At 60.3% G+C, this 25,796-nt stretch carries 16 protein-coding genes; 11 read left to right on the forward strand and 5 right to left on the reverse strand.

Annotated features, from left to right (window positions below; translation table 11 throughout):
* Nucleotides 1-241: 241 nt before the first annotated feature.
* From LIX91_RS07415 to LIX91_RS07425, 3 genes are all read right to left on the reverse strand, one after another.
* Nucleotides 242-1,141 (reverse strand): hydroxymethylglutaryl-CoA lyase, encoded by a 900-nt coding sequence (locus LIX91_RS07415; RefSeq protein ID WP_226488258.1) that lies wholly within the window; start codon nt 1,139-1,141, stop codon nt 242-244.
* Between the two features lie 30 nt (nt 1,142-1,171).
* On the reverse strand, nt 1,172-1,564 hold the full coding sequence (locus LIX91_RS07420) for a MerR family transcriptional regulator (RefSeq protein WP_003410292.1): 393 nt from the start codon (nt 1,562-1,564) through the stop codon (nt 1,172-1,174).
* Nucleotides 1,565-1,729: 165 nt separating this feature from the next.
* Nucleotides 1,730-2,659 (reverse strand): LysR family transcriptional regulator, encoded by a 930-nt coding sequence (locus LIX91_RS07425; RefSeq protein ID WP_003416492.1) that lies wholly within the window; start codon nt 2,657-2,659, stop codon nt 1,730-1,732.
* Between the two features lie 185 nt (nt 2,660-2,844).
* On the opposite strand from LIX91_RS07425, the gene LIX91_RS07430 reads away from it, so the two are divergent.
* Nucleotides 2,845-4,074, forward strand: a complete 1,230-nt coding sequence (locus tag LIX91_RS07430) for an acyl-CoA dehydrogenase (RefSeq protein ID WP_100071909.1) — start codon at nt 2,845-2,847, stop codon at nt 4,072-4,074.
* A gap of 11 nt (nt 4,075-4,085) precedes the next feature.
* On the opposite strand, the gene LIX91_RS07435 is transcribed toward LIX91_RS07430, so the two are convergent.
* Nucleotides 4,086-5,429, reverse strand: coding sequence for a substrate-binding domain-containing protein (locus tag LIX91_RS07435; protein WP_226488259.1), 1,344 nt, complete (start codon nt 5,427-5,429; stop codon nt 4,086-4,088).
* Between the two features lie 148 nt (nt 5,430-5,577).
* Entirely contained in the window at nt 5,578-6,390 is an 813-nt protein-coding gene (gene xthA, locus LIX91_RS07440) for an exodeoxyribonuclease III (protein ID WP_003416498.1), read from the reverse strand.
* Nucleotides 6,391-6,582: 192 nt separating this feature from the next.
* Here xthA and LIX91_RS07445 point away from each other — a divergent pair, with 192 nt between their 5' ends.
* The 10 genes from LIX91_RS07445 (at nt 6,583) to LIX91_RS07490 (ending at nt 25,754) form a co-directional block, all read left to right on the forward strand.
* Nucleotides 6,583-7,254 carry a GNAT family N-acetyltransferase gene (locus LIX91_RS07445; RefSeq protein ID WP_003345438.1) on the forward strand — a complete coding sequence of 224 codons (672 nt, stop codon included), beginning with the start codon at nt 6,583-6,585 and terminating at the stop codon, nt 7,252-7,254.
* Between the two features lie 59 nt (nt 7,255-7,313).
* Nucleotides 7,314-9,038 (forward strand): autotransporter assembly complex protein TamA, encoded by a 1,725-nt coding sequence (locus LIX91_RS07450; RefSeq protein ID WP_226488260.1) that lies wholly within the window; start codon nt 7,314-7,316, stop codon nt 9,036-9,038.
* Nucleotides 9,035-12,724, forward strand: a complete 3,690-nt coding sequence (locus tag LIX91_RS07455) for a translocation/assembly module TamB domain-containing protein (protein WP_226488261.1) — start codon at nt 9,035-9,037, stop codon at nt 12,722-12,724. Before LIX91_RS07450 ends, LIX91_RS07455 begins: the two co-directional genes overlap by 4 nt.
* 114 nt (nt 12,725-12,838) lie before the next feature.
* Complete coding sequence (locus LIX91_RS07460; protein ID WP_003416504.1) at nt 12,839-13,756, forward strand: LysR family transcriptional regulator; 918 nt, start codon at nt 12,839-12,841, stop codon at nt 13,754-13,756.
* Nucleotides 13,757-13,846: 90 nt separating this feature from the next.
* Entirely contained in the window at nt 13,847-14,347 is a 501-nt protein-coding gene (gene tpx / locus LIX91_RS07465; RefSeq protein ID WP_003410303.1) for a thiol peroxidase, read from the forward strand.
* Nucleotides 14,348-14,499: 152 nt separating this feature from the next.
* On the forward strand, nt 14,500-15,804 hold the full coding sequence (locus LIX91_RS07470) for an MdtA/MuxA family multidrug efflux RND transporter periplasmic adaptor subunit (protein ID WP_032698492.1): 1,305 nt from the start codon (nt 14,500-14,502) through the stop codon (nt 15,802-15,804).
* Nucleotides 15,801-18,911 carry an MdtB/MuxB family multidrug efflux RND transporter permease subunit gene (locus LIX91_RS07475; protein ID WP_226488262.1) on the forward strand — a complete coding sequence of 1,037 codons (3,111 nt, stop codon included), beginning with the start codon at nt 15,801-15,803 and terminating at the stop codon, nt 18,909-18,911. The genes LIX91_RS07470 and LIX91_RS07475 overlap by 4 nt, the downstream gene beginning before the upstream one ends.
* Nucleotides 18,908-22,015 carry an efflux RND transporter permease subunit gene (locus tag LIX91_RS07480; protein WP_003416509.1) on the forward strand — a complete coding sequence of 1,036 codons (3,108 nt, stop codon included), beginning with the start codon at nt 18,908-18,910 and terminating at the stop codon, nt 22,013-22,015. The genes LIX91_RS07475 and LIX91_RS07480 overlap by 4 nt, the downstream gene beginning before the upstream one ends.
* The gene (locus LIX91_RS07485; protein WP_100071900.1) at nt 22,012-23,475 is read left to right on the forward strand and encodes an efflux transporter outer membrane subunit; all 1,464 of its coding nucleotides are present in this window, start codon (nt 22,012-22,014) and stop codon (nt 23,473-23,475) included. Before LIX91_RS07480 ends, LIX91_RS07485 begins: the two co-directional genes overlap by 4 nt.
* A 167-nt stretch (nt 23,476-23,642) precedes the next feature.
* Entirely contained in the window at nt 23,643-25,754 is a 2,112-nt protein-coding gene (locus tag LIX91_RS07490) for a putative bifunctional diguanylate cyclase/phosphodiesterase (RefSeq protein WP_032698494.1), read from the forward strand.
* Nucleotides 25,755-25,796 lie beyond the last annotated feature (42 nt).

A 25,796-nucleotide genomic window follows, 5' to 3' on the forward strand; every position in this document is an offset into this window, starting at 1 on the left:
TACGTATTGTTTTTATTAGGTTGCTGCGTGTTTTTATTTTTGTTGTACAAGGGATATAGCAGGACCCGTGCCAGGTTTTCAAAACCCCTGTCATACCGGGGGATGACCTTGTTTTTCCGGCATCGGGCCGTTTGATTCTGCGGCCGAGTGTTTCCGTGTTACCCGTTTGTCTCTGCTCGACGCGGGGCACAGTAACACTCTGTGGCAAGTTGTCGCACCCTGTTACCGACAGGTGACAGTGCTACGCAGACAGTCTGGCCTTGGCCACGCGAGAGCCATTGCTGCGTTGCAGCACGTCGCAGATGCGCTGGCCCGCCGCGATGACCTGGTCCAGATCGACCCCGGTTTCGATACCCAGCCCGTGCAACATGTACAGCACGTCTTCAGTGGCAACATTGCCGCTGGCGCCCTTGGCGTAAGGGCAGCCACCGAGGCCGGCCACGGAGCTGTCGAACACCTGGATGCCTTCCTCCAGGCTTGCATAGATGTTTACCAGCGCCTGGCCATAGGTGTCGTGGAAGTGGCCGGCCAGCTTGCCGCGCGGTATCTGCGCAGCCACGGCGTTGATCAATGCCCGTGTGGCGCCCGGCGTACCGGTTCCGATGGTGTCACCCAGGGAAATTTCATAGCAGCCCATCGCGTGCAGTTGGTTGGCGACCGTCGCGACCTGTTCGGGCGAAACGCTGCCCTCGTAAGGGCAGCCCAACACGCACGACACATACCCTCGAACCCGCACGCCATGCATGCGTGCTGCTTCCATGACAGGCGCGAAGCGTTCCAGGCTTTCGCTGATCGAGCAGTTGAGGTTGCGCTGCGAGAACCCTTCGGTCGCCGCTGCGAACACCGCGACTTCTCTGACCCCGGCAGCCAATGCGTCTTCGAAGCCGCGCAGATTCGGCGCCAGAGCCGAATAGATAACGCCTTCACGGCGCTGGATCCGTTCGAACACCTGCGCGGAGCCCGCCATCTGCGGCACCCATTTGGCCGAGACAAAGCTGCCGACCTCGATGTGGCCCAGCCCGGCTGCCGTCAGGTCATCCACCAGGCGCACCTTGGCGTCGACACTGATGGGTTGTGCTTCATTCTGCAGGCCGTCACGCGGGCCGACTTCAACGAGATTCACCTTTTGCGGGAGGGACATGGCGGCGCCTTTGTGGTGAGTGCGAATGGGTCAGAGTGGGGCGGCAGCGGTCTTATCGAGTGCGGCTCGGCAGCGCTCTTCGGCGGTGTCCAGCTCCAGCTGCATCTGGCGGATGTCCAGCAACTGCTGTTCCAGCTGATCACGGCGTTCGGCGATCTTGCCCAGCATGGTCTGCAACTGCTTCTGATTGCCGCCGGCAGGGTCATACAACGAGATCAGTTCCTTGCACTCGGCCAGGGAAAAACCGATGCGTTTGCCTCGCAGGATCAGTTTCAGGGTGACCTTGTCACGCGCCGTATAGATACGTTCCAGGCCCTTGCGTTCAGGGCTGAGCATGCCTTGCTCTTCGTAAAAGCGTATGGCGCGGGTGGTGATGTCCAGCTCGCGGGCGAGTTCGGAAATGCTGTAGGTGTGACTGCTCATGGCGTGGCTCGGCGAGGGTTGCAGCCGCAAAGCTAAGGGCTGCTTTACGTTTACGTCAAGCAGCAGTGGCGATGCCAGAGCTTGAGCGGTCGCCAATCTTTGCTTCGAAACAACATTAAGTTAATAAATTAAATTTTTAATAATCAATAATTTGAGCTAAATATTTCATGCGCTTTCGAGGTTTTGTTCCTGCGCCACAACCCGCTGTGAAAGTTCGATGATCTGTTCACGCATCCAGCGGTTGGCCGGGTCCTGGTCGGTGCTTTCATGCCAGTACAGGTGGGTCTCGACCGACGGAACGTCGCTGACGGGCAGGTAGACATAGTGCAAGTCATTACGACGGGCGAAGCGTTCGGGCACGGTCATGACCATGTCGGTCTGCTGCAGCACCTGGGTTGCCATCATGTAGTGCTGCGAGCGCAATGCGATTCTGCGCTGGATGCCCATCTTGCCCAGCGCCAGATCCACATGGCCCAGCCCGCTGCGGCGGCTGGAGATATGGATATGTGACTGGCTCAGGTAATCGTCGAGGGTCAGCGTGGCCTTGTTTGCCAACGGATGTCCCTTGCGCATGCCACACACATAGCGGTCCTCCATCAGCTTCACGTGGCGCACCTGCGGGTCAGTGTTGAGCGGTGCGTCCACAGCGAAGTCGAGGCGTCCTGCGGCCAGTTCCTTGGTGGTTTCCCGGCGCTTGGACAGAAAGCTTTCGATGGTCACTGCAGGTGCAAGGCGCCGCAGTCGCTGGAACAGCGCCGGCAGGATCACTGCCTCGGTCAGGTCGGTCATGCTGATGCGGTAATTCTTGTTGGCCTGCAGCGGGTTGAAGATGCGACTTTCCTGCACCGATACCCTGAGCAACGAAAGCGCGTTGCGCACCGGGCCGATGATGTTCTGCGCCATCGGTGTTGGCACCATGCCCTGTGCCGTGCGCACGAACAGCGGGTCGTTGAAGGTCTCGCGCAGCCGCGCCAGTGCGTTGGAGACCGCAGGCTGGGTAATGCCGACAATCTGTCCGGCGCGGGTCAGGTTGGCTTCGGTGTAGATGGCGTCGAAGACAATGAAAAGGTTGAGATCGACCTTGTTCAGGTTCATTGATGGGGCGCCTCGTGCCGTTATTGTGATTGATTGTTTAGAGGGTGGTGATGCCGCAATAGTGGGCGGATCATATATCGGTTATGAATGTTTATACACGCTGGGAATAGATTAGATAAATGTGCAGCGTTTCTCTAGCATCGCGTTCATGACTTCGACAACCTGATCGACACGGTGGCGACCCCATGGATTTTGCGTACTCCCCGAAGGTGCAGGCCCTGCGTGAACGCGTCACGGCGTTCATGGATGCCTACGTTTATCCGGCCGAGCCGGTTTTCGAGCGGCAAGTGGCCGAAGGGGATCGCTGGCAGCCCACGGCAATCGTGGAAGAGCTCAAGGCCCGGGCCAAGTCCGAAGGATTGTGGAATCTGTTCCTGCCCGACTCCGGACTGGGCGCCGGCCTGAGCAATCTGGAATACGCGCCGCTGGCGGAAATCATGGGCCGCTCACTGCTCGGTCCGGAGCCCTTCAATTGCTCGGCGCCGGACACCGGCAACATGGAGGTACTGGTCCGCTATGCCAGCGAGGAACAGAAAGCCCGCTGGCTCGAACCGCTGCTGCGCGGTGAGATTCGCTCTGCCTTTGCCATGACCGAGCCCGACGTGGCCTCATCGGACGCCACCAATATGGCTGCGCGCGCTGAGCGTGACGGTGACCAGTGGGTCATCAACGGTCGCAAGTGGTGGACCTCCGGTGCCTGCGACCCGCGCTGCAAAATCCTGATATTCATGGGCCTGAGCAATCCTGAGGGGCCGCGCCATCAGCAGCACTCGATGATTCTGGTGCCGGTTGATACGCCCGGCGTGAAGATCGTGCGGCCACTGCCGGTGTTCGGCTATGACGATGCGCCCCATGGTCATGCCGAAGTGCTGTTCGAAAACGTCAGGGTCCCGTTCGAGAACGTGCTGCTCGGTGAGGGGCGGGGGTTTGAAATCGCACAGGGAAGGCTCGGGCCGGGACGCATTCACCACTGCATGCGCTCGATCGGCATGGCGGAGCGGGCGCTGGAGCTGATGTGCAGGCGTTCCATTGACCGCGTCGCGTTCGGCAAGCCGTTGGCCAGGCTGGGCGGCAATATCGACCTGATCGCCGACTCGCGCATGGAAATCGACATGGCACGCCTGCTGACCCTGAAAGCGGCCTACATGATGGATACCTTGGGCAATAAGGTCGCTAGAAGCGAAATCGCGCAGATCAAGGTGGTCGCGCCCAATGTGGCGCTGAAGGTCATTGATCGGGCGATCCAGATGCACGGCGCCGCCGGGATTTCCAGTGATTTCCCGCTGGCCTACATGTACGCGATGCAGCGTACGTTGCGTCTGGCTGACGGCCCGGATGAAGTGCATCGCGCTGCCGTCGGCAAGTATGAGTTGGGCAAATATATGCCGGCAGATCCGACGCGCAGCCAACTCTAGCTTTCAGCGAATTACTGCACCCAGACTTCAACTCGACGGTTCTTGATCCGGCCGTCGTCGATATCATTGGTGGCCACCGGCATTTCGTCACCCAGGCCGACGATGTCGCGGAACGTCACGCCGCTTTTCAGCAGTTCCCGGCGCACCGCCATGGCACGCAGCCTGGAGAGCAGGGCGGCACGCTCCGGGTCGCTCTTGGCGTCGCCGAAGCCGACCAGCGTCACATGCCGATCCAGTTTGTCGCTGGACTTCAGGTAATCCGCAACCCGCTTGAGATCCTGCTGCGCTTTGTTGTCGAGGCGCGCGCTGCCCTGGGCAAAGCGGAAGTTGACTGACAGGCGTTCGGCCTTGCGTGCCAGCGCCTGGTAATCGGCAGGCATCTGCGCGGTAGGCTGCACCTTGAGCACCTGCACGGTCTGCGCGACAAAACCGCTTTGCGCGACGATGGCTTGGCCCTCGGCACTCTGCGCAAACCGGACCAGCGCCTGCGCCCAGCGCTGATGGGCCGAGGTGGGCACATAAAAGTACAGTCGTCGCGACAGCGGATAGTCTTCGGTGGCAATCAGGCTGACGGTCGGCAGCATGGGCCTGGAATCGCCGTCGGCTATGGCCACCGCCTTGGCGCGGCGGATGGACGGCAGGCCGATGAAGCCGATGCCATTGATGTCCTTGCTGACTTCGTCGGAGAGCTGTTCGCTGGATTCGAATCGCGCAGCGCTGCCCAGCAGGCTCTTGCCGTATTTGGTCAGTACCAGGTCCTTGAACGTCTCGTAGGTGCCGGACTTTTCATCGCGAACATAGAGATGGATGGCGCCTGGATTGCCACCGATCTCACTCCAGTTTCTGACTTCGCCACTGAAAATGCGCGCCAGTTGAAGGGTATCCAGTTGTCTCAGCGGATTGGCGGGATGCAGGATCACTGCAACGCCGTCGATGGCAATGGTTTGCTCGCTGGCCGCGCTTTTCAGGTCCCCCAGACTGGTCAGGTCTTTGGCCTCCTGATCCTTGATCGGTCGAGAGGAGGCCGCGATATCTGCGTTACCTGCTTTCAGCGCGGTAAAACCGGTGCCTGAACCATGCGCAGCGATTTCGACACTGACAGGTTGTCCGGTGGCCGTGGTCCCCACGACGCGCTGTTCATTAAGAGTGTTGCCGGGAAGGGTCTGTACCGACTGCAGACCTTGCTGGCGCATCAATCCTTCGACCAGCGCAGGCCCCAGTTGTGCATTGATGGTGTTGGAGCCTTGAATGCGCAAGGCCGGTGTATCGCCAGCAGGCAACGGCAGTGCGGCTTGCGCGAAAGCGGGCAGGGTGGCGCTCGACAGGATGAGCGCCGTAAGCAAAGCGCGCAGCATCGGCGTCACCATGAATCACGGGAGGGTGCCGGGAGAATAAGTCAGAGAAATTGCCGGAATATGACAATTTCAGGGGCTGTACGTGTTTCAGCGCGACCCGACCCTTATCAAGGAAGGATCGCGCAGGAGGGGCGCAAGAGGGGATCAGTCAGCTGAGTTCCAGCCAGATCGGCGCGTGGTCGGACGGCTTTTCCATTCCACGCAAATCGTAATCCACACCGGCTTCCTTGATGCGTGGCTGCAGGCCGATGGAGGTCATGATCAGGTCGATGCGCAGGCCGCGCTTGGGCTCGTCTTCAAAGCCACGGCTGCGGTAGTCGAACCAGCTGAAGCGGTCGACGACTTCCGGATGCAGGTGTCGAAAGCTGTCCACCAGGCCCCAGTTTTTCAGGCGCTCCATCCACTCCCGCTCTTCGGGCAGAAAGCTGCACTTGCCGGTTTTCAGCCAGCGTTTGGCGTTGTCGGCGCCGATGCCGATATCGCAGTCCTGCGGAGAAATATTCACGTCGCCCATGACGATCAGCGGCTGATCGTTGCGGAATTGCCCCTCGAGCAGCGTTTGCAGGTTTTCGTAAAAGCGCTGTTTGGCGGGAAATTTGGTCGGGTGATCGCGGCTCTCGCCCTGTGGAAAGTAGCCATTCATGATGGTCACCGGCTGGCCATTGCTATCAGCGTAAGTACCCCAGATGAAACGCTTCTGGGATTCCTCGTCGTCCCCCTCGAAGCCCTTGTGCAGGGCCAGCGGCGCATTGCGCGACAGCAGCGCGACACCGTAATGACCTTTCTGGCCGTGGAAGTGAACGTGATAGCCCAGCGCTTCGACTTCTGCCTGGGGGAATTGCTCGTCCGAAACCTTGGTTTCCTGAAGACCGATCACGTCAGGCTGATGTTTGTCGATCAGCGCCGCCAACTGATGCGGTCGAGCGCGCAGACCATTGATGTTGAACGAGACGATTTTCATAAAACAGCGGTCCTGAGCAAAAACAAACAGCGATGCTAGCCGACCTGTGGTTTCAGGACCAGTGCCGAGTCGCAAGCACAGGCCATGGTGTGTCTGGATAATTCATTGGAACTGTTATCAATGGCCATCACTCGAAAGCCTGCTTGCCAAAACCGCTGCGCCAGACGCAGTTCCGTTAACACGAGGCCCTTTATGTCCCTACCTGCTGCCATCACGGGTGAAATTCGCCAACTCGACAGTGGTTATTCCCGTGAAACCCGCTCCTTGCTGTTCAGGGCCTACCGGCACGATCCGACATTTGCCTATCTGTTCAACGCCGAGCGTGAGGGCTATGAGCAACGCGTGTTGGCGACCATTCGCCAACTGGTCAAACAACACTTTTTGCAAAACCAGCCTGCGTTGGGCCTGTTTCTCCAGGACCGTTTGGTCGGTGTAGCGCTGATCGCGCCGCCGCAGCGTCGTCTGGGTGTTACCGAAAGCTGGGCGTGGCGCTTGCGCATGGTGATGGACACAGGTCTGGGTTGCACCCAGCGCTATCTGGCGTATTACAACGCGGTACTTGCCTGCGTGCCGTCGGAAACCGTGCATGTGCTGCCGTTGATCGGCCTTGATCCGGAGTTCCAGGGGCAGAAGCTCGGTCAGGACCTGAGCGAGCAACTGCTCGCGGCGCTGCACGACTGGTGCGCAGTGGATGAACACTCTCAGGGCATCGTGGTCGATACCGGCAATCCGCGCTATCTGGAGTTCTATAAGCGACAGGGCTATGAAGAGATTGGTGAAATTGCGGTAGGCCCCGTCCGAGAGCACGTGTTTTTTCATCCCAACCCTCAGGTATCACTGCCGGTCCCTGACGTAATGGCCTGAATATCCGACAATTCGTGGGCTTCCAGTGCAGCCTGTCGATCGTGGTAGCATCTACGCCCATGAAGCTTTTCAGACTATTCAGCAGCGTGTTCCTGATGACCATGAGTGCGGCCGCGCTTGCCCAGGCCCGCCTCGATGTCAGGATCAAGCCTGCCAATCCGCAACTCAAGGCCAACGTCGAAGGGTATGTCGGTGATCTCGGCGAGCGTGACGCCCAAGCATTGCGCAACTTCAGCCTGGGCGCCGAGCAGCAGGCGGAAAAAGCCGCTCAGGCGCTGGGTTATTACCAGGCGCAGATCGACAGTGAGATCAAGGATGGAGAGCAGCCCAGCCTGGTGATCAACATCCAGCCGGGCGAACCCATTCACCTGCGCAATGTGGTGATTCGGGTCGAAGGGCCGGCGGCAGCAATGAAGGCCTTTCGTGTGCCGAGCAGCGACGCGCTGAAAAGCGGCGCGGTGTTGAATCATGGCAATTATGAAGACGCCAAGCGCCTGATCCAGAATCAGGCCTCGCGCTACGGATTTTTCAGTGGCCACTTCACCCGTCAGCGCCTGGCCATCGATCCGCGGGCCGGTGTGGCCGATATCGAGCTGGTTTATGAAAGCGGACCGCGCTACACGCTCGGCAAGGTCATGTTCAGCGGCGACGCGCCATTTGATGACGATCTGCTCAAACGCATGGTGCCGTTCAAGGAAAACACGCCTTACGACTCCCAACTGATTGCCGAACTGACCCAGGCCATGCAGGGCAGCGGTTATTTCGAGGGCGTACGAGTCGATGCTGCGCCCACCGCAGCGGAAAATCAGGTCATTCCGGTGACCGTCCAGCTCGAAACCCGCAAACCTCGCACCATGGGGCTGGGCCTGGGCTATTCGACCGACGTCGGCCCGCGTGGCAAAGCCAACTGGACCCGGCACTGGGCCAACCCGCAGGGCCACAGTTATGGCTTCGAATCCGAGATCTCCGCGCCACGGCAGAATATCGGCCTGTGGTACGACGTGCCCCTCGATCCGCCGCTGACCGACAAATTGCGCTACGCCGGCGGTTATCAGTACGAAGAGATCGCCGGAACCGACAGTCTCAGCAAGTTGCTGACTGCCGGGCCTGAATGGCACAGCAAGCTGCCCAGTGGTTGGGAGCGGGTCATATCCCTGAAATGGCAGCGTGAAGAATACCGCCTGGGCGATGACGCCGGCCTCAGCACGTTGCTGATGCCCGGTATCAGTTACTCGTACCTGCGCAGTGACAACCGTATCGACCCGCACCAGGGTTACCGCCTGCAATTCGACACGCAGGTGGCCAAGGAGGGCATGTTGTCTGACGCCAACCTGGTGCATGCCAATGTGCTGCTCAAAGGGCTGACCACGGTCGCGCAAAATCACCGCTTTCTCGGTCGTGTGCAGTTTGGCGGCAACCTCACCGACGGTTACACCTCGATACCGCCATCGCTGCGCTTTTTTGCCGGCGGAGATCAGAGCGTACGCGGCTATGACTATCAGAAGCTGTCACCGACCAACTCCGACGGCGACCGCATCGGTGGGCGATACATGTTTGCTGGTAGCGTCGAATACCAATATTCCATTGCTGACAAATGGCGCCTGGCGACCTTTATCGATCAGGGCAACTCGTTCAACAGCCTGGACAAGCCAGACCTGAAAACCGGTGTTGGTTTCGGCGTGCGCTGGGTATCTCCAGTGGGCCCTCTGCGTCTCGATCTGGCCCACGCGCTGGACGATGATGCTGGAATCCGTCTGCACTTTTCGATGGGGCCGGAGCTTTGAACAAGGCGAACATCACCCGCGGCGCCAAGATCGTCGGGCTGGGACTTGTTGCATTACTGCTGCTGGTGGTCATCAGTGTCGCGCTGCTGCTGGGCACCCACACGGGCAGTCAGTGGGCCTTGGCTCGGGTGCCCGGTGTACAGATGGAAAACTTTCAGGGACGACTGGGCGGCCAGTGGAGCGCTGAGCGCCTCGTGTGGCAGCAGGGCGCAGACCGCGTCGAGGTTCAATCCGTCGATTTCGCCTGGACGCCTGCCTGCCTGTTGAAGATGACGCTGTGCATCGACCGTCTGCATGCGCAGCAGGTGCTGATGCACTTCCCGCCGAGCGAGACGCCCGCCAGCAACGGCCCGATCCAGTTACCGACGCTCAGGTTACCGCTGGCTCTGCAACTGGGTGATATACAGCTGGGTGGTCTGCAACTGGATGGCGTCGAACAGTTGCGCGATCTCAAGCTGGCAGCGCACTGGACCGCCGAAGGCTTGAAGATCGACAGTGCGCACCTGCAACGTGATGCGCTGGTGCTGGACCTCAATGGCCTGCTGAAACCCGAGGGCGACTGGCCACTCAGCGTGCAAGGTCAACTGCAACTTCCACCACAGGATGGCCAGCCCTGGGCGCTGGCGCTGGATATCCAGGGCGATCTGCTGAAGACACTGCAGCTCAAGGCGGACAGCAGCGGTTATCTGTCGGGTTTGCTGACCGGCGAGTTGCAACCCCTGGCCGAGCACCTTCCGGCACGCATCAAGCTGACTGCCGAGCACTTCAAGCCCAGCGCTGCATTGCCTGATACCCTGCAACTCGACCAGTTGCTGCTGACCGCCGAGGGCAATCTTGACTCGGGCTACCTGATAGACGGCAGCGCCAGCCTTCCCGCAGAGAAAGGCCCTATTGCGTTGGCATTGAAAGGGCGTGTGGATGCCAACGGCGCAACCATCGCCGGACTCGATCTGGCCGCCGATGATCAGCAGCGTCTGGCCATCAACGGCAAGATGAACTGGCAGAGCGGTCTTTCTGCGGAGGCGAGCGTCGACTGGCTGGATTTCCCCTGGCAGCGCCTGTATCCACTGGCGTCAGAGCCTCAGGTGGCATTGCATGCCTTCAAGGGTGATATTTCCTATACCGATGGCAATTACCTCGGCAATTTCAACGCCAGCCTTAAAGGGCCTGCCGGTGCGTTCACCCTGGTCAGCCCGTTCAGCGGCAATCTGCAAGAGATCCATCTGCCGCAACTGGAACTGGTCGCCGGGCAGGGCAAGGCCAGCGGTTTCCTGAACCTGCAATTCGCTGACGGCATCGGCTGGGATACGGCTCTGGACCTGAGTGCGCTGGACCCTTCATTCTGGGTTGCCGAACTGCCCGGCACACTGGCAGGCCCGTTGCGCAGCAAAGGTCAGATGCGCAATGAGAAGCTTGACCTCAGCGCCGACCTCGATTTGAAAGGGCGTCTGCGTGGTCAGCCGGCGCTGCTGCAAGCCAAGGCTGACGGCCGTGATCAGCAATGGAATGTCAGCAGCCTGAGCATCCGCCTCGGGGACAACCGTATTCAAGGTACGGGTAGTCTGCAAGAGCGCCTCAAAGGGCAGCTGGACCTGGATCTGCCGCGTCTGGCCCAGCTTTGGCCACGCTTGCAGGGGCAAGTCAAAGGCCGGCTGGACCTGACCGGAACATTGCAGGCACCCCAGGGGCAACTGGCCTTGCAGGGCAGCCAGCTCGCCTTGCAAGACAATCGTCTGCAAACCCTCACGCTCAACGCCAGACTGGATCAGGCGCAGCGCGCGATCATCAACCTGAAAGGGGCCGGTATTCAGGCTGGCGACACCCAGCTGGGCACCTTGCTGGTGGACGGTCAGGGCACGCTCAAGAACCAACAACTGAAACTGGACCTGCAAGGACCATTGCTCAAGCTGGCCATCGGCCTTGACGGAGGCCTGGACAAGGGTGATTGGCGAGGCCGGCTGGCCAGCGGTACTGTGCAGAGCGGCGGGCAGAACTGGCGTTTGCAGCAGCCGGCGAAGATCGAGCGTCTGGCCGATGGCCGCCTCAACTTCGGCGCGCATTGCTGGCTGTCCGGGGCCGCCAGCCTATGTGGTGGTGATCAGCGCCTGATGCCGGAGCCTCGTCTGCGTTATCAACTCAAGAATTTCCCGCTGGACAGCCTGGCTCAATGGATGCCCAAGGATTTTGCCTGGAAGGGCGCGTTGAATGCAGACGTGCAGCTCGACATTCCGGCAGCCGGCCCCAGCGGCAAGGTCACGATCGACGCCGGAGGTGGAACGCTGCGGGTACGCAACAACAATCAGTGGCTGGACTTCCCTTATCAGACGCTGAAACTGGCCACCACACTGGCGCCCAAACGCATCGACACGCGTCTGGACTTCGATGGCGGCAAGCTGGGAAGGCTGCTGCTCAACGCGCAGATCGACCCGCTGGCCAAGGACAAGCCCCTGGCAGGTGACTTCACCCTCTCGGGGCTGGATATCTCAGTGGCACGTCCTTTCGCGCCGATGGTGCAGAAACTCAATGGACGTTTGAATGGCAATGGCCGGTTGTCAGGCACGTTGCTGGCGCCACTGGTCAACGGCAACGTGACGCTTGAAGGCGGTGAAGTGGCGGGGGGAGAGTTGCCCATGGAGCTGCACGACCTCAAGGTCCAGGCGTTGATTGCCGGAGAAAGCGTACAGCTCAACGGCGGCTGGAAAAGTGGCAGCACCGGGCAGGGCAGCATAGGCGGTCAGGTGGCCTGGGGGCAGAGCCTGAATGGCGATGTGAGCCTCAAGGGCTCGCGCCTGCCGATCAATGTCGAACCCTATGCGGCGGTAGAGGCGGCGCCTGACCTGAAAATCTCCATGCAGGGCGAGCGACTGGCCATCTCCGGCAAGGTGCTGGTGCCCAAGGGCGCGATTACCGTACGCGAGCTGCCGCCTTCCACTGTGAAGCTCTCCGGCGACACGGTGATCGTCGGACAGCAGACAGAGCAGGGCGCTGCGCCGCTCGCAGTGGCGATGGATATCGATGTGGACGTCGGCCAGGAAAAACTCAGCTTCAGCGGGTTCGGGCTCACTGCCAATCTGGTCGGGCATGTGCATATCGGTGACAACCTGGACACCCGTGGCGAACTGAACCTGAACGATGGTCGTTATCGTGCCTACGGGCAGCGGCTGACCATCCGCAAGGCACGTCTGCTGTTTGCCGGTCCGGTCGACCAGCCTTATCTGGACATCGAAGCGATTCGCCAGACCGACGACGTGATTGCCGGTATTCGCCTGACCGGCAGCGCCGAGCAGCCTACCACCGAGGTGTTCTCCGAACCTGCGATGAGCCAGGAGCAAGCGCTTTCCTATCTGGTCATGGGTAGACCGCTCAGCACTTCCGGTGAAGACAACAATATGGTCGCGCAGGCTGCGCTGGCGCTGGGTGTGGCAGGCAGCTCGTCGACCACCGGCAAGCTCGCGGACAATCTGGGTATCAAGGACTTCGAGCTGGACACCTCGGGAACCGGTGACAAGACCAATGTGGTTGCCAGCGGCAAGATCACCGACAAGCTCAGCCTGCGCTATGGCGTAGGCGTGTTTGAACCGGCCAATACCATCGCCTTGCGCTATCTGCTCAGCAAGCGCGTGTACCTTGAGGCCGCGAGCGGTGTTGCCAGCTCGCTGGATATTTTCTATAAAAGGGACTTCTAGGCGAGGGTCGGCGGCGGTAATGGCCCGGCGTCCCGCTGCCCGGCCTTTCCCGGACGTCCCTCTTGCAACTGCAAGTCCCTTCACTCCTTTTCTACCTTCAGGTTGCCGGCCATCATGGATCGATTCAACGCCATGCGCGTGTTCACCCGTATCGTCGAGCTGGGCGGTTTCGCCAGGGCGGCCGAGAGTCTGCACATGCCGCGTGCCTCGGTGACGGTCCTGATCAAACAGCTGGAAGCGCATTTGGGCGTACAGCTTTTGCAGCGTACGACGCGTCAGGTCAGCGCCACCCCGGACGGCAAGGCCTATTACCAGCGCTGCGTCAGCCTGCTGGCCGATCTGGACGATGCCGAAGCCTCGTTCTCGGCGACGGGGGCCGAGCCCAAGGGGCTGTTGCGTGTCGATCTGCCGGTCAGTCTGGGTCGTATGATCATCATCCCGGCATTGCCTGAATTCAGCCGGCGCTACCCGCAGATCCGTCTGGAGATCGGCATGAGTGACAGGCCGGTCGATCTGATCCGCGAAGGCGTGGACTGCGTGTTGCGTGCCGGCGCGGCACTGGATGAAACACTGGTTGCCAGGCCGCTGGGCTGTCTGACCCAGATTACCTGCGCCAGTCGTGAGTACCTGGATCAACACGGCACACCACTGAACCTGCAGGAGCTCGCGCAACATCAGGTAATCGAATATTTTTCGACCAGCACCGGCAAGCGTTATGGTCTGGAGTTCATGGCCGATGGCATGGACGTTGAGCACGCATCGGTCTGCTCGATCGCTGTCAACAGTGCCGATGGCTATGTCGCGGCGTGCGAAGCCGGTTTCGGCCTGATTCAGGTGCCGCGCTACCATGTCGCCGCGCAATTGCGCAGCGGTGTGCTGGTGGAGGTACTGCGTTTGCATCGTCCGCCGCCGCTGCCACTGACGGCGCTTTACCCCCCGCATCGACAGTTGTCACGACGGGTCAGGGTATTCGTTGATTGGCTGGTGGAATTGTGTGCCCACACAGATATCAGGGACAGACTGGTTTCCTGAAAAAAATTCAGAATTATCCCATATAGGCCGCGGCACACTTTCGTGTTTAACTTCCGGCTCTTTCATCCATTTTGAAAAGGAACGTGTTTCATGGCTCAAGTGACCCTCAAAGGCAGCCCCGTTCAGGTCAGTGGCAACCTGCCTGAAGTCGGTAGCAAGGCACACGATTTCACGCTGGTCGGCGCAGGTCTTGCGGATACAACCCTGGCTTCCTTCGCCGGCAAGCGCAAGGTACTGAACATCTTCCCGAGCGTCGATACACCGACCTGTGCCACCTCGGTACGTAAATTCAACACCCAGGCCAATGACCTGAGCAACGCTGTGGTTCTGTGCATCTCGGCCGACCTGCCGTTCGCCCAGTCCCGTTTCTGCGGCTCCGAAGGCCTGGATAATGTTCAGAACCTGTCCTCGTTCCGCAGTGCTGACTTTGCTCAGAATTATGGTGTTGCCGTTGCAGACGGTCCGCTCGCGGGTCTGACTGCGCGCGCCGTGGTCGTTCTGGACGAGAACGACAAGGTGCTGCACAGCGAACTGGTTGCCGAGATCGGTAGCGAGCCCAACTACGACGCTGCATTGGCTGTGCTGAAGTAACTTTCCGCAACCTGTCGACGGCCTGAATCCGCTCAGGCCGTTTTTTTGTTTGTGCTTCATACGTTTATCCAAAGTAAGCGCTTGGTAAAGCCGCTTTGCTTGTAACGTAACTGTGCTTATTGTTCAGCCTTCTGAACAAACCCCCACCTGTAATGGTTGATTTATTCATGCAATCGTCTGGCTCCCGTAAATCCCGTCGCTGGTTGATCAGTTTGTTGGTCCTGTTGGTCATTGTTGCCTTGTGCTGGTGGTTCTGGCCTGCGTCCACTTCCGGCAAGGGGGCCGAGAGCCACAAGAAGACCGCCACAAGCGGCATGGCACGGCCCGGCTTCGGCGGATCGGCTGTCGCGGTCCCGGTGCGTGTGGCCCCTGCTACCGAAGGTGATTTTCCGATCTACTACAAAGCGCTTGGCACCGTGACGGCGATGAACACCATCAATGTGCGCAGCCGCGTGGCGGGGGAGCTGGTCAAGATTTACTTCCAGGAAGGGCAGATGGTCAAGGCAGGTGATCTACTGGCTGAAATCGATCCGCGCAGCTATCAAGTGGCGTTGCAGCAGGCCGAAGGTACGCTGGCCACCAACCAGGCGCTGCTCAAGAATGCTCAGCTCGACGTGCAGCGTTACCGAGGCCTGTTTGCCGAGGACAGCATCGCCAAGCAGACCCTCGACACTGCCGAGTCGCTGGTCAATCAATACAAGGGCACGATCAAGACCAATCAGGCTGCCGTGGCTGACGCAAAACTCAGCCTGGACTTCAGCCGCATCCGTGCCCCGATTGCCGGGCGTGTCGGCCTCAAACAGCTCGACGTGGGCAATCTGGTTGCCGCCAATGACACTACCGCGCTGGTGGTGATCACCCAGACCCAGCCTATTTCCGTGGCGTTCACGCTGCCTGAAAAGGACCTGTCGAAAGTCATTTCCCGCTACCGCACCGGCGACAAGCTACCCGTTGAAGCCTGGGACCGTGGCGATACGAAGATGCAGGCCACCGGCGTACTGGCCAGCCTCGACAACCAGATCGACGTGGCCACCGGCACACTGAAGTTCAAGGCGCGTTTCGATAACAGCGACGAGGTCCTGTTTCCCAATCAGTTCGTCAATGTGCGGCTGCGCGCCGACACGCTGAAAAAAGTCACGCTCGTGCCGACCGCGGCCGTGCAGTTCGGTACCGACGGGACCTTTGTCTATGTGCTGGACGGTGACAAGAAGGTCAAGCTCAAGCTGCTGAAGACCGGCCCGAGCGACGAGACGTCCACGGTGATTACCGAAGGTCTGGCAGCCGGCGAGCGGGTGGTGCTCGAAGGCACCGACCGCCTGCGCGACGGTGCCGAAGTCGAAGTCGTCAACGACAGCAAGGAAGTACCGGCTGGCCCGGCCCAGAAGCTGCAAGGCAAGCCTGACAGCAAGACCGACAAGTCGGCGGCGCTCGGCAAGGTGGAAAAACCAAACGTATGAACATGTCACGTCTGTTCATCCTGCGTCCGGTTGCCACCACACTGAGTATGTTGGCAATCGTCCTGGCGGGCCTGATCGCCTATACCTTGCTACCGGTTTCGGCGTTGCCCCAGGTCGACTATCCGACCATCCGGGTGATGACCCTGTACCCGGGTGCCAGCCCGCAGGTGATGACCAGCTCCGTGACTGCGCCTCTGGAACGTCAATTCGGACAGATGCCCGGCCTGACCCAGATGGCCTCGACCAGCTCGGGCGGTGCGTCAGTCATTACGTTGCGCTTCAGCCTTGAAATCAATATGGATGTCGCCGAGCAGCAGGTGCAGGCGGCGATCAACGCGGCCACCAACCTGCTGCCGACCGATCTGCCGGCGCCTCCGGTCTACAACAAGGTCAACCCGGCCGACACACCGGTTCTGACCCTGGCGATCACCTCGAAAACCATGTTGTTGCCCAAGCTCAATGATCTGGTCGATACGCGCATGGCGCAGAAGATCTCGCAGATCAGCGGCGTGGGCATGGTCAGCATTGCCGGCGGGCAGCGGCAGGCGGTACGGATCAAGGTCAACCCGGAGGCGCTGGCCGCCAACAGCCTAAACCTGTCCGATGTGCGTACCCTGATCAGCGCCTCCAACGTCAACCAGCCGAAGGGCAACTTTGACGGGCCGACCCGGGTGTCGATGCTGGATGCCAACGATCAGCTGAAGTCTCCGGAGGAGTACGCCAACCTGATTCTGGCTTATAAGGATGGCGCACCCTTGCGCATGAAGGATGTGGCCGAAATCGTCAATGGTGCCGAAAACGAGCGGCTCGCGGCCTGGGCCAATCGTAGCCAGGCGGTGCTGTTGAACATTCAGCGTCAGCCGGGCGCCAACGTCATCGAGGTGGTCGACCGGATCAAGGCGTTGCTGCCGTCGATCACCGAAAACCTTCCGGCCGGCCTCGACGTCGTGGTCCTGACGGACCGCACGCAAACCATCCGCGCGTCGGTGACCGATGTTCAGCACGAATTGCTGATCGCGATCGTCCTGGTGGTGCTGGTCACGTTCCTGTTCCTGCGTCGTTTCAGCGCGACGATCATTCCCTCGATTGCCGTTCCGCTGTCGCTGGTGGGCACTTTCGGCGTGATGTACCTGGCCGGTTTTTCGGTCAACAACCTGACGCTGATGGCCATGACCATTGCGACCGGTTTCGTCGTCGATGACGCCATCGTCATGCTGGAAAACATCTCCCGGCACATCGAAGAGGGTGAGACGCCCTTGCAGGCCGCACTCAAGGGCGCGAAGCAGATCGGTTTCACCCTGATTTCCCTGACCCTGTCACTGATTGCGGTATTGATCCCGCTGTTGTTCATGGCCGACGTGGTAGGGCGGCTGTTCCGCGAGTTCGCGATTACCTTGGCGGTCGCGATATTGATATCGCTGGTGGTCTCGCTGACCCTGACGCCGATGATGTGCGCGCGCTTGCTCAAGCGCGAGCCCAGGGAAGAAGAGCAGAGCCGCTTTTACCGGGCCAGCGGTGCCTGGATCGACTGGCTGATCGACATCTATGCGGGCAGGTTGCGCTGGGTGCTCAAGCATCAGCCCCTGACCCTGCTGGTTGCCCTGGCCACCCTGGCACTGACGGTGCTGCTGTACATCGTCGTCCCCAAAGGCTTCTTCCCGGTACAGGACACCGGCGTGATCCAGGGTATTTCGGAAGCGCCACAGTCGGTCTCGTTCGCAGCGATGAGCCAGCGTCAGCAGGCACTTGCCGACATCATTCTCAAGGACCCGGCGGTGGTCAGTCTGTCGTCCTACATTGGTGTCGACGGTGACAACGCCACGCTCAACAGCGGACGTCTGCTGATCAACCTCAAGCCTCACGGAGCGCGCGACCTGACTGCGTCCGAGGTGATCCAGCGCCTGCAGCCCGAGGTCGACAAACTGTCGGATATCCGTCTGTTCATGCAGCCGGTGCAGGACCTGACCATCGAAGACCGTGTCAGTCGCACCCAGTATCAATTCAGCATGTCGTCGCCCGACGCCGAACTGCTGACGCTGTGGAGCGAAAAGCTGGTAGACGCGCTCGGCAAGCGGCCCGAACTGAGGGATGTGGCCAGCGACCTGCAGGACAAAGGTTTGCAGGTGTACCTGAACATCGATCGTGATGCGGCCAGCCGGGTCGGGGTCACGGTTGCGAACATCACCGACGCGCTGTACGACGCATTCGGTCAGCGCCAGATATCCACCATCTATACGCAGGCCAGCCAGTACCGCGTGGTGCTGCAGGCTGCGTCGGGCAGTGAACTCGGCCCGGCGGCGCTCGAGCAGATTCACGTCAAGACCACCGATGGCGCACAGGTGAAGCTATCCAGCCTGGCAAGTGTCGAGCAGCGCCAGGCTCAGTTGGCCATCGCGCACCTTGGGCAGTTCCCGGCGGTGATGATGTCGTTCAACCTGGCGCCCGATATTGCCTTGGGCAAGGCGGTGAAGGTGATCGAGGAGGTCGAGCAGGAGATCGGCATGCCGATTGGCGTGCAGACCCAGTTTCAGGGCGCGGCCGAAGCGTTTCAGGCTTCGTTGTCCAGCACGTTGCTGCTGATTCTGGCGGCGGTGGTCACCATGTACATCGTGCTGGGCGTGCTCTACGAGAGCTACATTCACCCGATCACCATCCTCTCGACCCTGCCGTCGGCAGCAGTGGGGGCCTTGTTGGCTCTGCTGATCAGCGGCAACGATCTGGGGATGATTGCGATCATCGGCATCATTCTGCTGATCGGCATCGTCAAGAAGAACGCGATCATGATGATCGACTTCGCGCTCGACGCGGAGCGCAACCGCGGTGTTGCGCCCGAGCAGGCGATCTACGACGCGGCGCTGTTGCGCTTCCGGCCGATTCTCATGACCACCCTGGCAGCGTTGTTCGGCGCCATCCCGCTGATGCTTGCCAGTGGCTCCGGCGCCGAATTGCGGCAACCACTGGGGCTGGTGATGGTCGGCGGGCTGTTGCTCAGTCAGGTACTGACACTGTTCACCACGCCGGTCATCTACCTGTATTTCGACCGCCTTGGCCGTCGCTGGAGTCGCAAGCCTGCCGAGCCGGACCGGCTGGAACGAGCTGACGCATGAACCTCTCAGCGCCGTTCATCCGCCGCCCCGTTGCGACCGTTCTGCTGAGCCTGGCGATCATGCTGCTCGGCGCGGTGAGCTTTCGCTTGTTGCCAGTGGCACCGTTGCCGAACATGGATTTCCCGGTGATTGTGGTTTCGGCCAGCCTCGCCGGTGCCAGCCCTGAGGTGATGGCGTCCACGGTGGCCACGCCGCTGGAGCGTTCGCTGGGCAGTATTGCCGGTGTCAACACCATGACCAGCAATTCAAGCCAGGGCACCACACGGATCATTCTGCAGTTCGACCTTGATCGCGACATCAACGGCGCTGCCCGGGAAGTGCAGGCGGCCATCAATGCCTCACGCAACCTGCTGCCCAGCGGGATGCGCAGCATGCCGACCTACAAGAAGGTCAACCCGTCGCAGGCGCCGATCATGGTCTTGTCGATGACCTCGACAGTGCTGGAAAAGGGCCAGCTTTACGACCTGGCGTCCACCATCCTGTCGCAGAGCCTGTCCCAGGTTTCCGGGGTCGGCGAAGTGCAGATCGGCGGCAGCTCGCTACCTGCTGTGCGTATCGAACTGGAGCCGCAGATGCTCTCCCAGTACGGTGTATCGCTCGATGACGTGCGTACGGCGATCACCAGCACCAACGTAAGACGGCCGAAGGGCTTTGTGGAGGACGACCAGCATAACTGGCAGGTGCAGGCCAACGACCAGCTGGAAACCGCCGAGGATTATGCGCCGCTGATCATTCGCTACAAGGACGGAGCGACCTTGCGCCTGAAGGACGTGGCGAAAGTCAGCGACGCCGTGGAAGACCGTTACAACAGCGGCTTCTACAACAATGACCGTGCCGTGCTGCTGGTCGTCAACCGCCAGGCGGGGGCCAACATCATTGAAACCGTGGCGCAGATCAAGGCGCAGTTGCCAGCGTTGCGAGCGGTGCTGCCGGCCAGTGTCAGCCTCAATATCGCGATGGACCGCTCGCCGGTGATCAAGGCGACGCTGCACGAAGCCGAAATGACCCTGCTGATTGCCGTCGTGCTGGTGGTGATGGTGGTGTTCCTGTTTCTCGGCAGTTTTCGCGCCTCGCTGATCCCCACCCTGGCGGTTCCGGTATCGCTGGTCGGCACCTTTGCGATCATGCACCTGTTCGGCTTCTCGCTGAACAACCTGTCACTGATGGCGTTGATCCTCGCCACCGGTCTGGTGGTGGACGACGCCATCGTCGTGCTGGAAAACATATCCCGGCATATTCACAACGGCCTCGACCCCATGAAAGCGGCGTTTCTGGGCGCCAAGGAGGTGGGGTTCACCTTGCTGTCGATGAACGTCTCGCTGGTCGCGGTGTTCATTTCCATCCTGTTCATGGGCGGTCTGGTCGAAAGTCTGTTTCGCGAGTTTTCCATTACCTTGTCAGTGGCGATCATCGTCTCGCTGATCGTCTCCCTGACCCTGACGCCGATGTTGTGTGCGCGCTGGTTGAAGCCGCGCGAAGCTCATGGGGAAAACGCCTTTCAGCGCTGGAGCGAGAGGGTCAACGATCGAATGGTGGCAGGCTACGACCGCTCGCTGGGCTGGGTGATGCGGCATCGACGGCTGACGCTGCTCAGTCTGCTGGTCACCGTGGTGGTCAATATCGCGCTGTATGTGGTGGTGCCCAAGACCTTTCTGCCGCAACAGGACACCGGGCAACTGATGGGTTTCGTACGCGGTGACGACGGCCTTTCTTTTTCGGTCATGCAGCCGAAAATGGAGACCTTCCGCCTGTCGATTCTCGCTGACCCTGCGGTGGAAAGCGTTGCCGGTTTTATCGGTGGCAGCGGTGGCACCAATAACGCCTTCATGATCGTGCGCCTCAAGCCGATTGCCGAGCGCAAGCTGTCTGCCGAGAAAGTGGTCGAGCGCCTGCGCAAGAACATGCCGCATGTGCCGGGGGGCAGGCTGTTCCTGGCCCCGGATCAGGACCTGCAACTGGGCGGAGGTCGCGAGCAGACCAGTTCGCAGTATCAATACATCGTGCAGAGCGCTGACCTGGGCAGTCTGCGTCTGTGGTACCCGAAGATCGTCGCCGCGCTCAAGTCGGTACCCGAGCTGACCGCCATCGACGCACGGGAAGGGCGCGGGGCGCAGCAGGTGACCCTGGTGGTCAACCGTGACACGGCCAAGCGGCTGGGTATCGATATGAACATGGTCACGGCGGTGCTCAACAACGCTTACAGCCAGCGCCAGGTATCGACCATCTATGACAGCCTCAACCAGTACAAGGTGGTGATGGAGGTCAATCCAAAATACGCCCAGGACCCGGTGACGCTGGAGCAGGTTCAGGTCATTACCGCGGACGGGCAGCGTGTACCGCTGTCGAGTATCGCCCATTACGAGCGCAGTCTGGCCAACGACCGGGTATCGCATGACGGTCAGTTCGCGGCCGAAAACATTTCCTTCGATCTGGCCGAAGGCGCCAGCCTCGACAAGGCCACTGTGGCGATAGAGCGGGCGATTGCCGCCATCGGTCTGCCGTCCGACATCATTTCCAAGATGGCCGGGACCGCCAACGCCTTCGCTTCCACGCAGAAGAGTCAGCCGTGGATGATCCTCGGTGCGTTGCTGGCGGTGTACCTGGTGCTGGGGATCCTCTATGAAAGCTACATTCATCCGCTGACGATCCTCTCGACCCTTCCGTCCGCAGGGGTTGGCGCATTGCTGACGATCTATGTACTGGGCAGCGAATTCAGTCTGATCTCCCTGTTGGGGCTGTTCCTGCTGATTGGCGTGGTCAAGAAAAACGCGATCATGATGATCGACCTGGCCCTGCACCTGGAGCGCGAACAGGGAATGACGCCGCAAGAGTCGATCCGCAGCGCCTGCCTGCAGCGCCTGCGGCCCATTCTGATGACTACGATGGCCGCCATCCTGGGCGCCTTGCCATTGCTGTTGAGCACCGCCGAAGGTGCCGAAATGCGCAAGCCGCTGGGCTTGACCATCATCGGCGGCCTGATCTTCAGCCAGGTCCTGACCCTCTATACCACCCCGGTGGTTTACCTTTATCTCGACCGTCTGCGCCATCGTTACAACAAATGGCGTGGCGTGCGTACCGATGCTGCTCTGGAAACTCCGCTATGACCGAACGCCTGGCATTCACCTCCCGCCCGACAGGGTTGATTCGTCCATTTGCGCTGGGGCTTTGCGTCGTGCTGCTCAGCGCCTGTGCTGTCGGGCCGGATTACCAGAAGCCGTCGATGGCTGCACCCGCGCAGTTCAAGGCTGCGCAGGGCTGGCGTGCGGCCACACCCAGTGACGGGATGGCCAAAGGTGCATGGTGGGAGGTCTACAAGGACCCGCAACTGAACGCTCTGGTCGAGCGCCTCAACACCTCCAACCAGACCGTCGCCCAGTACGATGCGCAGTATCGACAGGCACAAACACTGGTGCGCAGCTCCAGGGCTGCCTTCCTGCCGACTCTCGACCTGACGACTGGCAAAACCCGCTCGGGGCAGGGCACTGGCACCTCGAACACCGGCACCAGTGCCTCCGGGATTCGCAACAGTTACAACGCGCAACTGGGCGTCAGTTGGGAGGCCGACGTCTGGGGCAAGCTGCGTCGCGGGCTGGAAGCCGACACTGCCAATGCGCAGGCGAGTCTTGCCGACCTGGCGGCGATGCGCCTGAGCCTGCAATCGGAGCTGGTGCAGAATTACCTGCAATTGCGCGTGATCGATGAACAGAAACGCTTGCTGGAATCCACGGTGGATGCCTACCAGCGCTCCCTGACCCTGACGCAGAATCAGTACCGCGCCGGTATTTCCGGAAGTGATTCTGTTGCGCAGGCACAGACGCAGTTGAAAAGTACCCAGGCCGACCTGATCGACCTGGCCTGGCAGCGTGCGCAATACGAGAATGCCATCGCCGTACTGATGGGCATGGCGCCGGCAGACTTCAATCTGCCCGCCACCACTTCGATTCCGCAGTTGCCGCAGATCCCGCCAGGCTTGCCTTCGCAGTTGCTCGAACGCCGACCTGACATCGCCGCAGCCGAACGCTCGGTGATGGGGGCCAATGCCAATATCGGCGTGGCCAAGGCCGCTTATTATCCGGACTTCACGCTGAGCATGAGCGGCGGTTACAGCAGCAGTACCTTTGCCAACTGGATCAGCCTGCCCAATCGCTTCTGGTCAGTGGGCCCGCAGCTGGCGCTGACCCTGTTCGACGGCGGCAAGCGCTCCGCCGAGGTGGATCGTACCGAAGCGGTATATGACCAGACTGTCGCCCAGTACCGGCAGACCGTGCTGAACGGTTTTCAGGAGGTCGAGAACTATCTGGTTCAGCTCAAGGTATACGAGCAGGAAGCTGCAGTGCGCCAGGAAGCGCTGGTCTCGGCTCGTGATTCGTTGCGCCTGACCAACAATCAATACAAGGCCGGGTTGATCGGTTACCTGGACGTCGTCAATGTTCAGGCCACCGCATTGAGCAACGAGCGCAGTGTGCTCAGTGTGCTGCAAAGCAGGTTGATTGCCAGCGTTCAACTGATCGCCGCACTGGGCGGGGGCTGGGATGCCGAGACAGGTTTGACGCTCCGGGAATGAGTATTTCGTGTTTAAAACGCAGTTTTCGGTAAACTGTTCGCATTAAACGAAAAAATAATAGCTATTCGCCATCTTTTCGACCAGTTGCCGCGACATTTGGCAGCTAATGCGTACAATCAGCCGCACAAGATCGGCATGGACGCGCTCATTGGTTTCCAGGTGCGTTTATGTTGATTGGCAGCTACATCCCCTCACTCGTCGTCATATCGATCTTCGTCGCTATTCTTGCCGCGTACACGGCCCTCGATCTGGTAGGCCGCATCGTTTCGGCCAGGGGCCGTGCTGTCCACCTATGGACCGCGGGAGGCGCTATCGCAATGGGCGTCGGCACCTGGTCGACGCATTTCATCGGTATGCTGGCGTTCGTATTGCCCATCGACCTGGGCTACGACGTGCCACTGGTGCTGCTGTCGCTGTTGATCGCCATCGGCTTTTCAGGGTTCGCCCTGTGGCTCGCCACCCAGCCACGATTGCCCGCGCTGCAACTGAGCCTGGGTGCGGTGTTGCTGGGGCTCGGCATCAGCGCCATGCACTACACCGGCATGGCGGCAATGCGCATGCAGCCGGGCATTCAATACACGCCGTGGCTGTTCGTGCTTTCTGTGGTCATTGCTATCGCTGCGTCTGCGGCAGCATTGCGCATAGCCTTCCATCTTCGCCAGCAGCGCCCCAGGGTCTACCTGCTACGCGCCTCGGCGGCGCTATTGCTGGGGCTGGCTGTCATCGGCATGCATTACACCGGCATGGCCGCTGCGAATTTTGCCGATGGCAGCTTTTGCGGTGCACTTTCACAGGGGCTGAGCAGTAACGGGCTGGACCGAATCGTGCTGGTCGCCAGCCTGTCGATTCTGGGGATTGCGCTGTTCAGCTGTATTCTCGACTCCCATCTGGAAACACGTACCGCCGTGCTGGCCGACTCCCTGACGCAAGCCAATCTGGAACTGACCCACCTGGCCCTGCATGACAACCTGACCGGTTTGCCAAACCGGGCGTTGTTGACGGAACGCATCGATCGGGCAATGAAGAGGGCCACAGAGACGGGCGGCTGCTTTGCGCTGATGTTCATGGACCTCGATGGCTTCAAGCCGGTCAATGATGCGTTCGGCCACCACACCGGCGACCTGCTGTTACGGCAGGTCGCCTTGCGTCTGCGCAACAGCCTGCACCGGCGCGACACGCTGGCCAGGGTTGGCGGCGATGAGTTCGTCCTGCTGGTGGAGCTGCAAAACCCTGAGGATGCATTGGCCGTTGCCAGACGGCAGGTCAATGAAGTCGGCAACCCGTTTAACATTGGCGAACATCAGTTGCAGATTTCACTGAGCATCGGCATCTGCATGTACCCGGGCAATGGCAGCACCCAGCATGAGCTTCTGATCAATGCCGACGCGGCCATGTACCACACCAAAGCTGCCGGCAAGAATGGCTACAGCTTTTTCGATGCGTCGATGAACAGTAACGCCCGCAATCAACTGCAGATGTCGCAGGATTTGCACAAGGCGATCAAGCACCGGCAGTTCTGTATCTATTACCAACCCAAGTTCGACGCCATGACCGGGCTGCCCGTGGGCGCAGAGGCGTTGTTGCGCTGGAATCATCCGGAACAGGGTGTCCTCGGTCCTGACCTGTTCATTTCCATGGCGGAGAAAACCGGCCTGATCATTCAGATCGGCGAGTGGGTGCTGGATGAAGCCTGTCGGCAAATGCGTGAGTGGTACGCGCAGGGTTACTCGCACTGGCGCATTGCAGTCAACCTGTCAGCCTTGCAGTTCTGTCATTCCGGGCTGGTCACGGCAGTGGCGGACACACTGGCCCGGCATCAGTTGCCGGCCAACTGCCTGACCCTTGAAATCACCGAAACCACGGCGATGCATGATGCGGATGCCAGCCTGGCGGTGTTGAGAAGACTTTCGGAAATGGGCGTGGACCTGTCGATCGATGATTTTGGCACCGGTTACTCCAGCCTGATGTACCTGAAGCGCCTGCCCGCCAATGAAATCAAGATTGATCGGGGCTTCGTCCGCGACCTGGAACATGACACCGACGACGCCGCCATCGTCTCGGCCATCGTCGCAGTAGGGCAGGCGTTGAATCTGCGAATAGTCGCCGAAGGCGTTGAAACCGCTGTTCAGCAGCGCTTCCTGACTCATTTGGGATGTCACTCGCTGCAAGGCTTCCTGCTGGGTTATCCGTTACCGGCCCAGCAGTTTCTCGAAGAAATCCATGCAGCCGAGGCGAAAGCTGTGGTGGATGCGTCCGATACCGGGCAAGCCGCTTTCTGAAGCGCGCAGATGGCGCTGGACGGTAAAGGCTGTCACGATCCG

Source organism: Pseudomonas sp. B20, from assembly GCF_020515755.1.
Lineage (GTDB): Bacteria > Pseudomonadota > Gammaproteobacteria > Pseudomonadales > Pseudomonadaceae > Aquipseudomonas > Aquipseudomonas syringae.